Genomic DNA, 13,301 nt, shown 5'->3' on the forward strand with positions numbered 1-13,301 from the left:
GCTATTTCCCGCCATCGCGCAGCGCGTGCGAATCGGTGCGGTTGAGCGCCTCGGGCGCGTGGACCAGATCGCGCAGCGCGGCGAGATCGGCACGGGTGTCGACGTCGATCAGCTCCGCCGCGTTGGTCACCACATGCCGCCCGGCCTGGATCAGATCGCGCGCGCCCTGATCGCCGCGGATCGCCAGCACGTCGTCGAAGCGGTTGCGCCCGAACAAGGCGGGCGGGCGCGGCGCGACCCCGTCGCTGGAGGCGACCACTGCATCGGGGCTGTCGGCGGCGTCGAACAGGCGGTAGATGTGCGCGGCGGTGACGCGCGGCATGTCGGCGAGCGCGATCACCACCGCCTGCGCATCCAGCGCCTTCGCGCAGTCGACGCCCATCCGCACCGACGAGGCCATGTCGCGTTCGGGATCGTCGTTGTGGAGCACGCGGTAGCCGTGCGCGCCGTAATCGAGCTTGCATCCGTCGACGATCGCGATGCGTTCCTGAAACGGCATATCCTCCAGCGCGACCGCGACGTGCATGCCGAGCGGGCGGGCCAGGAACGGCTGGTCGAGCTTGCTGCCGACGTCGCCGAACCGTTCGGACCGGCCGGCGGCGAGGAGGATGAGGACGCTGCGTTCAACCGCGATCATGGAATGCTCCCACCATGGCGGCGGCGATCGACAGCGCAATCTCCGCCGGGCCGATCGCGCCGATATCGATCCCCACCGGGCCGTCGACGCGATCGAGCTGTTCGGGGGTAACGCCCGACGCGGCCAGCCGCTCCCGCCGGGCGGCGTGGCTGCGGCGGCTGCCGAGCGCGCCGACATAGGCGGCATCGCTGGCGAGCGCGGCGAGCAGGGCGGGATCGTCGATCTTGGTATCGTGGCTGAGCGTGACGACCGCGGTGGCGGGGCCGGGCTTCCACGCGGCGACCGCCTCGTCCGGCCAGCGATCGTCGAGGGTGACGCCGGGGAAGCGTTCCTCCGTCAGGAAGCGGCCGCGCGGGTCGATCACCACGGTGTCGATCCCCAGCGTCTGCGCCAGCGCGGCGAGGCTTTGCGCGATCTGCACCGCGCCGACGATCAGCAGCCGGCGCGGCGGATCGTAGCGGTTGGCGAACACGGTGCCCGTTTCCAGCGGGCGCAGGTCGCTGTGCCCGGTGGCCAGATCGGTGTGGACGGTCAGCGAGCGGCCATCGGCGCGCGCCTCGTTCACGCGATCGAACAATTCGGGGTCGAACCCGGCGGCCGAAACCGGCTGGACCATCACCGAAATCTCGCCCCCGCACGGCAGCCCGACCTGCCACGCGCTGTCGTCGGCGACGCCGTAGCTGTTCACCTGGAACGGTTCGCCTGCGATCACGCGCGCGGCGGTATCGAGGATGTCGCCTTCGACGCAGCCGCCCGACACCGACCCTTCGAACCGGCCGTCGGCGTGGACCAGCATGTGGCTGCCGCGCGGGCGCGGCGCCGATCCCCAGGTGGAGACGACGGTGGCGAGCGCCATCGGCGCGCCTTTCCACGCGGCGGCGGCGGCGAGCACGGAGTCATTGTCGGCCATCGGCGGCAGTCCCGAATGTTGCGAATGTTGAGACGTTCGCGGGGGTGGAGCGAATGTTGAGAGCGGGTCGAAGAACGGTGTAGGCGCGGGCGCCGATGTAGGACAGGCGCCGCCCCGTCACACCGGCGGCAGGCCGTCGAGCAGGGTATCGAGCGTCACCGGCACGTCGCGTACGCGGATGCCGGTGGCGTTGTAGATCGCGTTGACCACCGCCGCGCCGGCGCCGGAGATGCCGAGTTCGCCGACCCCCTTGGCCCCCGCCTGATTGGCGGCATCGTCGATCTCCTCGATGAAATGGCATTCGATCTGCGGCACGTCGGCGTTCACCGCGACGTGATATTCGCCGAAATCGGGGTTCACGAACCGGCCCGAGCGGGTGTCGACCACCGCCGCCTCGCCCAGCGCATAGCTGACGCCCCACACCATCCCGCCGACGATCTGGTTGGCGGCGGTGGCGCGGTTGAGGACGCGGCCGACGTCGAACACGCCCAGCATCCGGCGCACGCGCACCTCGCCGGTCACCGCATTGACCGCGACTTCGGCGAAATGCGCGCCGTGGCTGGCCTGGCTGGTCTTCTTCGCCTGCGCGCCGGGGCTGCTCTTGCCCATGGCCTCGATCGCCTCGCCGCGCAGCAGCTCGACCAGCGTGGCATCGCGCCCGTCCGCGCTGGCGCGGCCGTCCGCCAGCACCAGTTCGTCGGGGCTGGCGTTCATGCGGCGCGCCAGTTCGACGACGATATCCTCGCACGCCAGCACCGCCGCCGACGCCGCGCTGCCCGCGCCGAACGATCCGCCCGAACCGGCGCTGCGCGGCAGGTCGGTATCGCCCAGCCGCACGTCGACCTGCGCCGGGTCCAGCCCCAGTACCTCCGCCACGGTCTGCGCCAGGATGGTATAGGTGCCGGTGCCGATGTCGGTCATGTCGCACGCCACCGTCGCGCGCCCGTCCGCGCCGAGCCGGACGCTGGCGCTGGCCTCCACGGTGAAATTGCCGCGCAGCGCCGCGGCCATGCCGATGCCGACCAGCCATTCGCCGTCGCGCACGCTGCCCGGGGCGGGCACGCGATCGGGCCAGCCGAAGCGGCGCGCGCCCTCGTCATAGCAATCGGTCAGGCGGCGGGTGGAAAAGGGCTTTCCATTGGTGGGATCGCGATCCGGCTCGTTCCGGCGGCGCAGCTCGATCGGGTCGATCCCCAGCCGTTCGGCCAGTTCGTCCATCGCGCATTCCACCGCGAAGGTGCCGATCGCCTCGCCCGGCGCGCGCACCGCGCCCGTGGCGGGCAGGTCGAGCCGGACCAGATCGGTGCGGAAGCGCCGGTTCGCGCCGCCGTACAGCGGCAGCGAGCCGAACGGGATCGGCTCCAGGAAGCCGCCATCGTCGTTCTGCGCGGCGGTGCCGGTATGTTCGAAGGCGGTGATGACGCCGTCATGGTCGCAACCGATGCGGACCTGCTGCACCGTCGCGCTGCGGTGGTGGACCAGATAGGCGGTATCGCGGCGCGGCAGCGCGACCTTCACGGGGCGGCCGAGCCGTTCGGCGGCGATCGCGGCCAGGATTACCTCGGGACCGACCCCGGTTTTCCCGCCGAAGCCGCCGCCGACATAGGGGGCCAGGACGCGGACACGCTCGGCGGGCAGGCCCATCGCCTTCGCGATCGTTTCCCGCGCGCCGCCGATCACCTGATTGCTGGAGCGCACCGTCAGCACCTCGCCATCGAACCAGACGGTCGAGGCGTGCGGTTCGAGCGCGGCGGGGAAATGCACCGGCGTGGCATAATGTTCGTCGAACACCACCGGCGCGGCGGCGATGGCGGCGTCGACGTCGCCGATCTCGATCGCGGGAAGGAAGCCGAGCTTGTGATCGCGCCGGACCGGCTGCGTTTCCATGTCGAAGCGGCCGGGGGCGGGATCGGCGTGGACGCGCACCAGCGACGCGCCCTCTCGCGCGGCGGCCTGCGTTTCGGCGACGACGACCGCGACGGGTTGCCCGTGGTGGAAGATGCGGTCGGTCCCCTGCGCGGGCATCGCGCGGCTGTTGCCCTCGCCCGCCGGGATACGCGGATCGTCGTGGATAACCGCGACGACACCGGGCAGCGCCAAGGCGGCGGCATCATCGATCGCGGTGACACGCCCGGCGCCTGCCGGCGCGCCGACGACCGCGGCATAGGCGGTTCCGGCGGGCGCCTGTTCAAAAGCGTAGGTGGCCGCGCCGGTGACTTTCAGCGGCCCTTCGACGCGCGGCAGGGGGGCGCCCAGCACCTTCTGCTGCGCGCGTGCCAGAATGGCCGGCCGCTCGCCGGAATCGATCGCCTGTTCGGTCATGCCGCTCCCCGTGTCACCGTTCCGGCGGATATGGGGCGCGGCGGTCGTCCGCGCCAGTTCAGCCGGGCAATCCTTCCAGCAGCTTGTCGCAGGTGATCGGATAGTCGCGCACGCGCACCCCGGTGGCGTTGTAGATCGCATTGGCGATCGCCGCCCCGGCGCCGGAAATGCCCAGCTCGCCGATCCCCTTGGCGTGGATGGGGTTGGCGTGGATGTCGCGCTCGTCGAGGAAATGCACGTCGATCTGCGGCACGTCGGCGTTCACCGGCACGTGATATTCGCCCAGGTCGCGGTTCACGACCTTGCCGTTGCGCGGATCGTGGACCAGTTCCTCGGTCAGCGCGGCGCCGATGCCGAACGTCATCCCGCCCAGGCATTGCGAGCGGGCGGTCTTCTGATTGAGGATGCGCCCCGCCGCGAACACGCCCAGCATCCGTTCGACGCGGACCTCGCCGGTCACCGCATTGACCTTCACCTCGGCAAAATGCGCGCCGTAGCTGGCCTGGTTGAACGACTTCTCCTGCTTGCCCGGCGCGATCTCGCCCAGCGCGGACAGGCCGTCGCCGACCAACTCGCCGATCTCGACCGCGCGATTGTCGGCGATGGCGCGACCGTCCTTGAGCGTCATCGATTCGGGTGCGGTGTCCATTGCCCTGGCCAGTTTTTCGCGCAGCAGTTCGCAGGCGAGATAGACCGACGAGCCGGCCGATCCGGCGCCCCACGACCCGCCCGAGCCGGCGGAGGGCGGGGCGGCGCCGTCGCCCAGCTGCACCTCCACCCGGTCGAGCGGCAGGCCGAGCGTCTCGGCCGCGATCTGCGCCAGGATCGTGTAGCTGCCGGTGCCGATGTCGGTCATGTCGGTGGCGACGATCGCGCGGCCTTCCGGCGTGAGTTCGACGCGCGCGGACGATTTCTGGAGCATGTTCGATCGCACCGCGGCGGCCATGCCGATGCCGTGCCACCATTCGCCGCGCCGGTCCGACGCGGGGGCGGCGTGGCGATCGGACCAGCCGAACAGCTCGGCGCCCTTTTCCATGCACGGCACCAGCTGGCGCGAGGAGAAGGGGACCTGCTTTTCCGGGTCCTGATCGGGTTCGTTGCGGCGGCGCAGCTCGATCGGGTCGAGGTTCAGCTTTTCCGCCAGTTCGTCCATCGCGGCTTCGAGCGCGAGCATCCCGACCGCCTCGCCCGGCGCGCGCATCGACCCGGCGAGCAGCCAGTTCAGTCGCACCAGCTTGTGATCGACCAGCCGATTGTCGGCGGCATAGGCGAAATGCGTGCCGATCCCGGCGGGTTCGAAGAAATCCTCGCCCGGCAAATTGGTGGCGAGCGTTTCGTGCGCGATCGCGGTGAGGCGGCCGTCGGGGCCGGCGCCCAGCCGGATGCGCTGTTCGGTGTTCGATCGGCGCACGGTGGCGTCGAACACCTGCTGGCGCGCCATCGCGACCTTCACCGGCCGCCCCAGCTTCTTCGCGGCGACCGCGGCGGCGACGCTTTCGGGGGCGATGCCCAGTTTCGACCCGAACCCGCCGCCGACGTAGCGAGAGATGATCCGCACCTTGTCCTTCGCCACGCCGAGCGCGCCGGCGAGCTGCGACTGGTCGGACGCGACCATCTGATACGATCCGTGGAGGACGAGCGTGCCGTCGTCCTGCCAGTGCGCGATCGAGGCGTGCGGCTCCATCGCGGCGCTGGTCTGGCTGGGAGTGGTGTAGGTCGCATCGACCGTCACCGCCGCGGCGGCCATCGCGGCATCGACGTCGCCCTGGCTGGTGGTCGGCGGGATCTGGTCGGGCGGGGGCGTTTCGGCCTGGTCGCGGTGCGCGGCGAAGACATAGGCGCCGTTGGCCGGCTGCGCATCGACATGGACCAGCGCGGCACCCTCGCGCGCAGCCTCGAACGTGTCGGCGACGACGATGGCGACGATCTCGCCGTGATAGTCCACCTTCTCGACGCCCTGCGTCGGCGCCTTCATCTCTCCGCCCTGCTGCGGGTTGCGGATGAAGGTGGGGTAATCGGTGACGACGTCGATCACGCCGGGCACGCTGCGCGCGGCGTCGGCGACGACGTCGCGGATCGTGCCCGACCCGAACGGCGCGCGCACCAGCACGCCATAGGCGAGGTTGTCGGTCGGATATTCCGCGGCGTAGGTGGCCTGGCCGGACACCTTGAGCGGCCCCTCGATCCGGTCGAGCGGGCGGCCGATCACCCCTTGCGTGCCCTGGTCGAGCAGGCTGTGCGGGCGGGGCTGGTCCATCGTCAGGCTGCGCGTTTCCTCGCGGCCCAGCAGGGTTCCGATCAGGCTCATCGCGTCAGTTCCTTCAGGCAGGCGGTCAGCACGCGGCGCGCGAGCGGGATCTTGAAATCGTTGGTGCCGAAGCCCTTCGCCCCTGCGAGCAGCGCATCGGCAGCGGCAGCGAACGCGGCATCGGACGGCGCCTGACCGACCAGCACGGCCTCCACCGCCGGATCGCGCCACGGCATGTGCGCCAACCCACCGAAGGCAAGCGCGGCGGAGGCGATCTTCCCGTCCTCCATCGCCACCACGCCCGCGACCGATACGAGCGCGAAGGCGTAGGAGGCGCGGTCGCGCACCTTGCGGTACAGCTGCCGGCCCGCCGGCGGGGCGGGGAGTTCGACGTGGGTGATGAGCTCGCCCGGCTGCAGCACGTTTTCGACCTCGGGCGTGTCGCCCGGCAGGCGGTAGAAGTCGCCGATCGCGATGCGCCGCTTGTCGCCGCCCGGCGCCTGCGTGACGATCACCGCGTCGAGCGCGCGCATCGCCACCGGCATGTCGCCGGGATGCGTCGCGATACACTGGTCGCTGGTGCCCAGGATCGCATGGATGCGGTTGAACCCGCCGATCGCCTCGCACCCCGAACCCGGCGCCCGCTTGTTGCAGCCGGCGGCGGTGTCGTAGAAATAATAGCAGCGGGTGCGCTGGAGCAGATTGCCGCCGGTCGTCGCCTTGTTGCGCAGCTGACCGCTGGCCCCGGCGAGCAGCGCGCGGCTGAGCACCTCGTACTTCGCGATGACGCGCGGGTCCGCGGCCAGATCGCTGTTGGGGACCAGCGCGCCGATCGTCAGCCCGCCGTCGGCGCGCTCCTCGATCCGGTTCAGGTCCAGCCGGCTGATGTCGACCAGCTTGTCCGGGGTTTCGACCTGCAGCTTCATCAGGTCGAGAAGGTTGGTGCCCCCGGCAATGAAGCGGCCGCCGGCGGCGACGGCATCGGCGATGCTGTCGGCGCGCGCATAATCGAACGTCTTCATGCCGCCACCTCGTCGGTCGCGCCGGCGACGTCGCGGATCGCGTCGACGATATTGGGATAGGCGGCGCAGCGGCAGATGTTGCCGCTCATCCGCTCGCTGATCTCGGCATTGTCGAGCGTCACCGCCTCCAGATCGGCGCTGGCGTGGCTGGGCCAGCCCTTCGCCACTTCGTCCAGCATGCCCACCGCGGAGCAGATCTGCCCCGGCGTGCAATAGCCGCACTGATAGCCGTCGTGGCGGACGAACGCGGCCTGGAGCGGGTGCAGCGCCTCCGGCGTGCCAAGCCCCTCGATCGTCACGATATCGTCATCCTGATGCATCACGGCGAGCGTGAGGCAGGAATTGATGCGGCGGCCGTTCACCAGCATGGTGCACGCGCCGCACTGACCGTGGTCGCACCCCTTCTTGCTGCCCGTCAGCCCGAGATGTTCGCGGGCCAGATCGAGCAGCGAGGTCCGGATGTCGACCTCCGCCTCATGGGATTGTCCATTGATGGTGAAGCGCATGTCCCTGCCTTTCGGTAACTTTCGCCCAACGCCGGCCACTCGTTCCAGGTCCGTGCGAACGATTCTCATCGTCGCGGTCCTGTCGGGGCTGGCGGCGGCGTGCGCGCCGGTGCAGCATCGCGCGATGACCGATCCGTCGCTGCCGTCCGCCCCGCTCGTCATCGCGCATCGCGGCGCGAGTGGCGAGCGCCCCGAACATACCATCGCCAGCTATACGCTGGCCATCCGCCAGGGCGCCGACGTGATCGAGCCGGACCTGGTGCCCACGAAGGACGACGTGCTGGTCGCGCGGCATGAGAACGAGATTTCGGAGACCACCGACGTCGCGCAGCATCCCGAATTCGCCGCCCGGCGCACGACGAAGACGATCGACGGCCAGACGCTGACCGGCTGGTTCGTGGAGGATTTCACGATCGCCGAGCTGAAGACGCTGCGCGCGAAGGAGCGGCTGCCGCAGCTGCGCCCCGCCAATGCCGCCTATGACGGGCAGGAGGCGATTCCGACCTTCGCCGAGGTGATCGCGCTGGCCAAGGCGCATGGCGTCGGCATCTACCCCGAGACCAAGCACCCCACCTATTTCCGGTCGATCGGCCACCCCACCGACGAACTGGTCGTCACCGCGCTGCGCGAGGCGGGGTGGGACAGCGCCGAGGCGCCGGTCTACCTCCAGTCGTTCGAGGTCGACAATCTGAAGCGGCTGGCGACGATGACCAAGGTGCGGCTGATTCAGCTGGTCGCGGGCGAGGGCGCGCCCGCCGACGGCGCGGCCCCCAGCTATGCCGCGATGATGACCCCGGCGGGGCTGCGTGCGGTGGCCAAATACGCTTATGGCATCGGGCCGGACAAGGCGATGCTGTGGTCGGGCGACGCGCCCTCGCCGCTGGTGAAGGACGCGCACGCCGCGGGGCTGCGCGTCCATCCGTGGACGTATCGGGCGGAGAATTATTTCCTTCGTGCGCCGTTCCGCCGCGGCACCGACCCGCGAGCGCACGGCGACCTGGCGGGGGAGATCCGCGCCGCGCTGGACCAGGGAATCGACGGGTTCTTCACCGATTTTCCTGCTATCGGGGTCGCCGCCAGGGGGCGGGAGACCAAGTGACATGCGTAACGTGACGGTGGTGAGGCTGGCGGCGGCGATCGTGCTGCTGCCGGCGGCGACGGGGTGCGTGCGCACCGTCGCGGGCGTGGTGACCGCGCCGGTCAGGCTGGCGGGCAAGGCGGTGGGCGGCACCGTCGACATGATGACCACCAGCGAGAAGGAAAAGGACGAGAAGTACGTCCGCCAGATGCGCAAGCGCGACGAGGCCGAGGCCAGGGCGCAGCGCGAGCGCGAGAAGGAATGCCGCAAGCATCCGGAGCGGTGCGAGGGGTAGGGGGCGTTCGTCCGGAACGTCGCTTTCATCGTACCGGACCTGTTCGGGGTTTCTGCCGAGGTTGGTTTTCCTGCCTCACCCCGTCCGTCACCCCGGCGAAGGCCGGGGTCCATGGTGCCGCGAACGCAACGACGTGTGCGTTTGCGGAAATATGGATGCCGGAACAAGTCCGGCATGACGGTAGGGAGTTGGCAAAGGTTTCGGGCAAGCCCCGGGGGTGACGGCGACCCGCTCCGCCCCTCCCCCGCGCCCGCCAACCTCCATCATCCCCATTCGGGGTTCCTTCCGCGGGGGCATTGGGTTAACAGCCCGCCAATGACGGTCGAGGGTCAGGACCAGCCGGCGCAGGGACGGTTCGAGGGCGCGGCGCACCTGTTCGCGGTGCGCGTTTATTTCGAGGACACCGACCTGTCGGGCGTCGTCTATCACGCCAATTACCTGCGCTACATGGAACGCGCCCGGTCCGACATGCTGCGTGTCGCCGGGATCGACCAGCGCGCGCATTTCGAGGGCGGGGGCGGCGCCTATGCGATCGCCGACCTGGCCATCCGCTATCGCGCGCCGGCGCGGCTGGACGATGCGCTGCTGGTCGAAAGCCGCGTCGTCGCGGCGAGAGGCGCCAGCGTCGTCATTCATCAGACAGTCAGGCGCGGCGCGGAATTGCTGACCGACGCCACCGTGACCGCGGCATTGGTGGGGCCGGACGGCCGCCCGCGCCGCCAGCCCGCGGCGTGGATCGACCGTTTCCGCAGCCTCGTCCTCCAGGGGGAAGATACGCCGTGAACCCGATATTGCAGACCGACGCCGCGACCCTGTCCCCGATCGCGCTGTTCCTTCAGGCCGACTGGGTGGTGAAGGGCGTGATGCTGGGGCTGCTGCTGGCCAGCATCTGGACCTGGGCGATCATCATCGCCTTCTGGGTGAAGCTCGGCCGCACGCGCAAGGCGAGCGAGACGTTCGAGCAGGAATTCTGGCGCGCCGACGATATCGACGCCTTCGTCAAGACGCGCGGGACCGCCGACCTGCCGACGGCGCGCGTGCTGGCGGCGGGGGTGACCGAATGGCGCCGCTCCACGCAGGGCAACCGCATCGACCGCGAGGGCACGCGCGAACGGCTGGGCACGACGATGGGATCGGCGGTCGCCAAGGAGATCGACCAATTGTCCGACCGGCTGAACGTGCTGGCGACGGTGGGGTCGGTGGCGCCGTTCGTCGGGCTGTTCGGCACGGTATGGGGCATCATGCGCAGCTTCACGTCGATCGCCAGCCAGCAGAACACCAGCCTGGCGGTGGTCGCGCCGGGCATCGCCGAGGCGCTGTTCGCGACCGCGATCGGGCTGTTCGCCGCCATCCCGGCGGTGATCGCGTACAATCGCTTCAGCCATGCGATCAACCGCATCGAGGCGCGGCTGATGCGCTTTGCCGACGGGTTCCACGCCACGCTGTCGCGCCAGCTCGACGGCGAGCGGTGATGCGCGCATGGCGATGAACCTCCCCTCGCAGCGCGGGCGCGGGCGGCGCGCGCCGATGGCCGACATCAACGTCACCCCGCTGGTCGACGTGATGCTGGTGCTGCTGATCATCTTCATGGTCACCGCGCCGCTGCTGACGCAGGGGGTGCCGGTGAACCTGCCCGATGCGCGCGCCAAGCCGCTGGAGCAGGACCAGCAGCCGACCGAGATCGCGCTGGACGGCGACGGGCGGATCTTCATCGGCAAGGACGAGGTGTCGGCCGACGCGCTGCCGCCGCGGCTGGAGGCGATCGCGGGGGCGCGGACGGGGAAGGAGCCGCCGCAGGTGCTGCTGCGCGCCGACCGCGGCCTCGATTACGGCCGGGTGATGAAGGTGATGGGCGAGCTGAACCGCGCCGGGCTGACGCGCGTCGCGCTGGTGACGGTGGGCGAGGACTGAGCGGCGTGGAGCGCGCCGAGAAGATCGGGCTGGCAGGAGCGGTCGCGGGGCATGTCGTCCTGTTCGGCCTGCTGTCGGTCGGGTTTCTCGACACGCCCGAGGCGATGAAGCCGAAGCAGGCGCCGGTCGAGGTCAGCCTGGTCAAGGACGTCGCGCTGGAGGCCGCCGCCCCGGCCGCGACCGAGCCGCCGTCGCAGGCGGTCGCGCCCGAAACCGGCGAGCCGCAGGATGCCCCGCCCCCGGTGCCCGAACCGCAGCCGCGACCCGAGCCCGCGCCGCAGCCGGCCCCCGCGCCAAAGCCCGAGCCGGCGCCGCCCAAGCCAGCGCCGGCCAAGCCCGCCCCGCCCAAGCCGGCGCCGCCCCGGCCGGCGCCCGCGCCCAAGCCCGTGCCGCAGCCGAAACCGCGGCCGAAGCCCGCGCCGCCCGCGGCGGAAAAGGCGCCCGCCAAGCCCGCGCCCGCGCGTCCCGCTGCCGCCGCCGCCGCCAGCGCGACCAGGGCGCCGCCCGCCGCGTCGAAGGGCGCGGGCAAGACCCCCGCCGCCACCGCGGCGCGCCCGCGCGGCGGACGGCTGGGCAGCGATTTCCTGAAGGGCCTGACCGCCGAGCCGAGCAAGGCGCGCGACAGCGACGCGCCGCCATCGGCCGCGCGCGTCGACGGCAAGGCGCTGGCCGCGATCCAGCAGGCGATCGCACGGCAGATCCAGCCGTGCGCCGACCGGCAGGTCGATCCGGGGCCGGGCGCCAACCAGATCGTCACCACGCTGAACCTGCGCCTCAACCGCGACGGCACGCTGTCGGCGACGCCGACGGTGGTGCGCCAGTCGGGGGTGGACGACGACAACCGGCGCTACGCGCGGCGCGTGGTCGATCTGGGCATTGCCGCGTTCAAGGGATGTTCGCCGCTGAAGCTGCCGGCCGAATACTATGCCACCGCCAACGGGGGGTGGAGCAACATCAACTATAATTGGAAGCTGCGCTGATGCGTCTGACGTTCCTGATCGCCGCCCTGCTCGCCACCGTGTCGCCCGCCTGGGCACAGGAGCCGCCGCCCGCCCCGCCGGCCGCGCCCGCCGGGGCGACCCCGCCGCCGCTGGAGGTGGACGTCACCGGCGGCATCAGCGCACCGATGCCGATCGCGATCCCGCCGATGCCGACGACGCAGGTGGTGCAGACCCCGGCGGGATCCACCGACCAGCTGGGCCGGCAATTGTCGGAGATCGTCGCCAATGACCTGCGCAATTCCGGGCTGTTCACCCCCGTCAGCCCGGCGCAGCTGCGCGCGATCGCCTTTCCCGAAGTGACCGCGCCGACGTTCGATTACTGGGGCGGCACCGGCGCGCAGGCGCTGGTGCAGGGCTATATCCGCGCCAATGGCGACGGGACGCTGACGGTCGGCTGCTATCTGTACGACGTGTCGGCCCGCACCGAGCTGACGCGGCAGGGGTTCGTCGTGCCGCCGTCCGACTGGCGGCGCGCCGCGCACAAATGCGCCGACATGGTCTATACGCGGCTGACCGGCGAGGGGCCGTATTTCGACAGCCGCGTCGTCTATGTCAGCGAAACCGGGCCGAAGGCGAACCGGATCAAGCGGCTGGCGATCATGGACCAGGACGGTGCCAACCACCGGTTCCTGACCGCCGGTTCGTCGATCGTGCTGACCCCGCGCTTCGCGCCGAACCAGCAGTCGATCGTGTACATGAGCTATGTCGGCAAGAATCCGGCGATCTACGTCTATGACATCGGGTCGGGGCGCCAGCGGCTGGTGGTGCAGAACGTCGCCACCACCTTCGCGCCGCGCTTCTCCCCCGACGGGCGGTGGATCCTGTTTTCGATGGCGCAGGCGGGGAACACCGACATCTATCGCGTCGCCGCGACCGGCGGCACGCCGCAGCGGCTGACGACGTCGCCGGGCATCGACACCGGCGGCAGCTATTCCCCCGACGGATCGAAGATCGTGTTCGAAAGCGACCGTTCGGGCGGGCAGCAATTGTACGTGATGAACGCCGACGGTTCCAACCAGCAGCGCATCAGTTTCGGCAGCGGGCGCTACGCCACGCCGGTGTGGAGCCCGCGCGGCGACCTGATCGCGTTCACCAAGATCGCCGGGCCGTTCCGCATCGGCATCATGAGCCCGAGCGGCGCGGGCGAGAAGCTGCTGACCAACGCCTGGCAGGACGAAGGCCCGACGTGGAGCCCGAACGGCCGCGTGCTGATGTTCTTCCGCCAGGGGCAGGGCAATGCCGGCAAGGCCGATCTGTGGTCGGTCGACCTGACCGGGGTGAACGAGCGCCGCGTGCCGACCCCGCTGGACGGTTCCGACCCGGCGTGGGGACCGCTTCGTCCGTGATCGCGTTCATGGGGGCATGAACGGG

Annotated in this window: 13 protein-coding genes; 7 read left to right on the forward strand and 6 right to left on the reverse strand. The window is 70.6% G+C overall.

What is annotated here, in order from left to right:
• Position 1: 1 nt before the first annotated feature.
• From COA07_RS07690 to COA07_RS07715, 6 genes are all read right to left on the reverse strand, one after another.
• Positions 2-637, reverse strand: coding sequence for a nucleotidyltransferase family protein (locus COA07_RS07690; RefSeq protein ID WP_066710249.1), 636 nt, complete (start codon positions 635-637; stop codon positions 2-4).
• A complete protein-coding gene (locus tag COA07_RS07695; RefSeq protein ID WP_066710252.1) occupies positions 624-1,547 on the reverse strand; it encodes an XdhC family protein in 924 nt (307 codons plus the stop codon). The genes COA07_RS07690 and COA07_RS07695 overlap by 14 nt, the downstream gene beginning before the upstream one ends.
• A gap of 117 nt (positions 1,548-1,664) precedes the next feature.
• A complete protein-coding gene (locus tag COA07_RS07700; RefSeq protein WP_066710257.1) occupies positions 1,665-3,869 on the reverse strand; it encodes a xanthine dehydrogenase family protein molybdopterin-binding subunit in 2,205 nt (734 codons plus the stop codon).
• 58 nt (positions 3,870-3,927) lie between these two features.
• A complete protein-coding gene (locus COA07_RS07705; protein ID WP_066710264.1) occupies positions 3,928-6,177 on the reverse strand; it encodes a xanthine dehydrogenase family protein molybdopterin-binding subunit in 2,250 nt (749 codons plus the stop codon).
• Positions 6,174-7,139, reverse strand: a complete 966-nt coding sequence (locus COA07_RS07710) for an FAD binding domain-containing protein (protein ID WP_066710266.1) — start codon at positions 7,137-7,139, stop codon at positions 6,174-6,176. Before COA07_RS07710 ends, COA07_RS07705 begins: the two co-directional genes overlap by 4 nt.
• Complete coding sequence (locus COA07_RS07715; RefSeq protein ID WP_083956830.1) at positions 7,136-7,645, reverse strand: 2Fe-2S iron-sulfur cluster-binding protein; 510 nt, start codon at positions 7,643-7,645, stop codon at positions 7,136-7,138. The genes COA07_RS07710 and COA07_RS07715 overlap by 4 nt, the downstream gene beginning before the upstream one ends.
• 124 nt (positions 7,646-7,769) lie before the next feature.
• Between COA07_RS07715 and COA07_RS07720 the strand changes: the two genes are divergently transcribed.
• From COA07_RS07720 to tolB, 7 genes are all read left to right on the forward strand, one after another.
• Positions 7,770-8,744 carry a glycerophosphodiester phosphodiesterase gene (locus COA07_RS07720; protein WP_066710285.1) on the forward strand — a complete coding sequence of 325 codons (975 nt, stop codon included), beginning with the start codon at positions 7,770-7,772 and terminating at the stop codon, positions 8,742-8,744.
• 1 nt (position 8,745) lies between these two features.
• A complete protein-coding gene (locus tag COA07_RS07725) occupies positions 8,746-9,018 on the forward strand; it encodes a hypothetical protein (RefSeq protein ID WP_066710271.1) in 273 nt (90 codons plus the stop codon).
• A gap of 315 nt (positions 9,019-9,333) precedes the next feature.
• Complete coding sequence (gene ybgC / locus COA07_RS07730; RefSeq protein WP_066710273.1) at positions 9,334-9,801, forward strand: tol-pal system-associated acyl-CoA thioesterase; 468 nt, start codon at positions 9,334-9,336, stop codon at positions 9,799-9,801.
• Complete coding sequence (gene tolQ, locus COA07_RS07735; protein WP_066710279.1) at positions 9,798-10,490, forward strand: protein TolQ; 693 nt, start codon at positions 9,798-9,800, stop codon at positions 10,488-10,490. The genes ybgC and tolQ overlap by 4 nt, the downstream gene beginning before the upstream one ends.
• 7 nt (positions 10,491-10,497) lie before the next feature.
• Positions 10,498-10,929 carry a protein TolR gene (tolR, locus tag COA07_RS07740; protein ID WP_066710281.1) on the forward strand — a complete coding sequence of 144 codons (432 nt, stop codon included), beginning with the start codon at positions 10,498-10,500 and terminating at the stop codon, positions 10,927-10,929.
• 5 nt (positions 10,930-10,934) lie between these two features.
• The gene (locus COA07_RS07745; RefSeq protein ID WP_096640751.1) at positions 10,935-11,909 is read left to right on the forward strand and encodes a cell envelope biogenesis protein TolA; all 975 of its coding nucleotides are present in this window, start codon (positions 10,935-10,937) and stop codon (positions 11,907-11,909) included.
• Positions 11,909-13,276 (forward strand): Tol-Pal system beta propeller repeat protein TolB, encoded by a 1,368-nt coding sequence (tolB, locus tag COA07_RS07750; RefSeq protein WP_066713017.1) that lies wholly within the window; start codon positions 11,909-11,911, stop codon positions 13,274-13,276. Before COA07_RS07745 ends, tolB begins: the two co-directional genes overlap by 1 nt.
• The last annotated feature ends 25 nt before the right edge of the window (positions 13,277-13,301 follow it).

Source organism: Sphingomonas adhaesiva (assembly GCF_002374855.1).
Lineage (GTDB): Bacteria > Pseudomonadota > Alphaproteobacteria > Sphingomonadales > Sphingomonadaceae > Sphingomonas > Sphingomonas adhaesiva.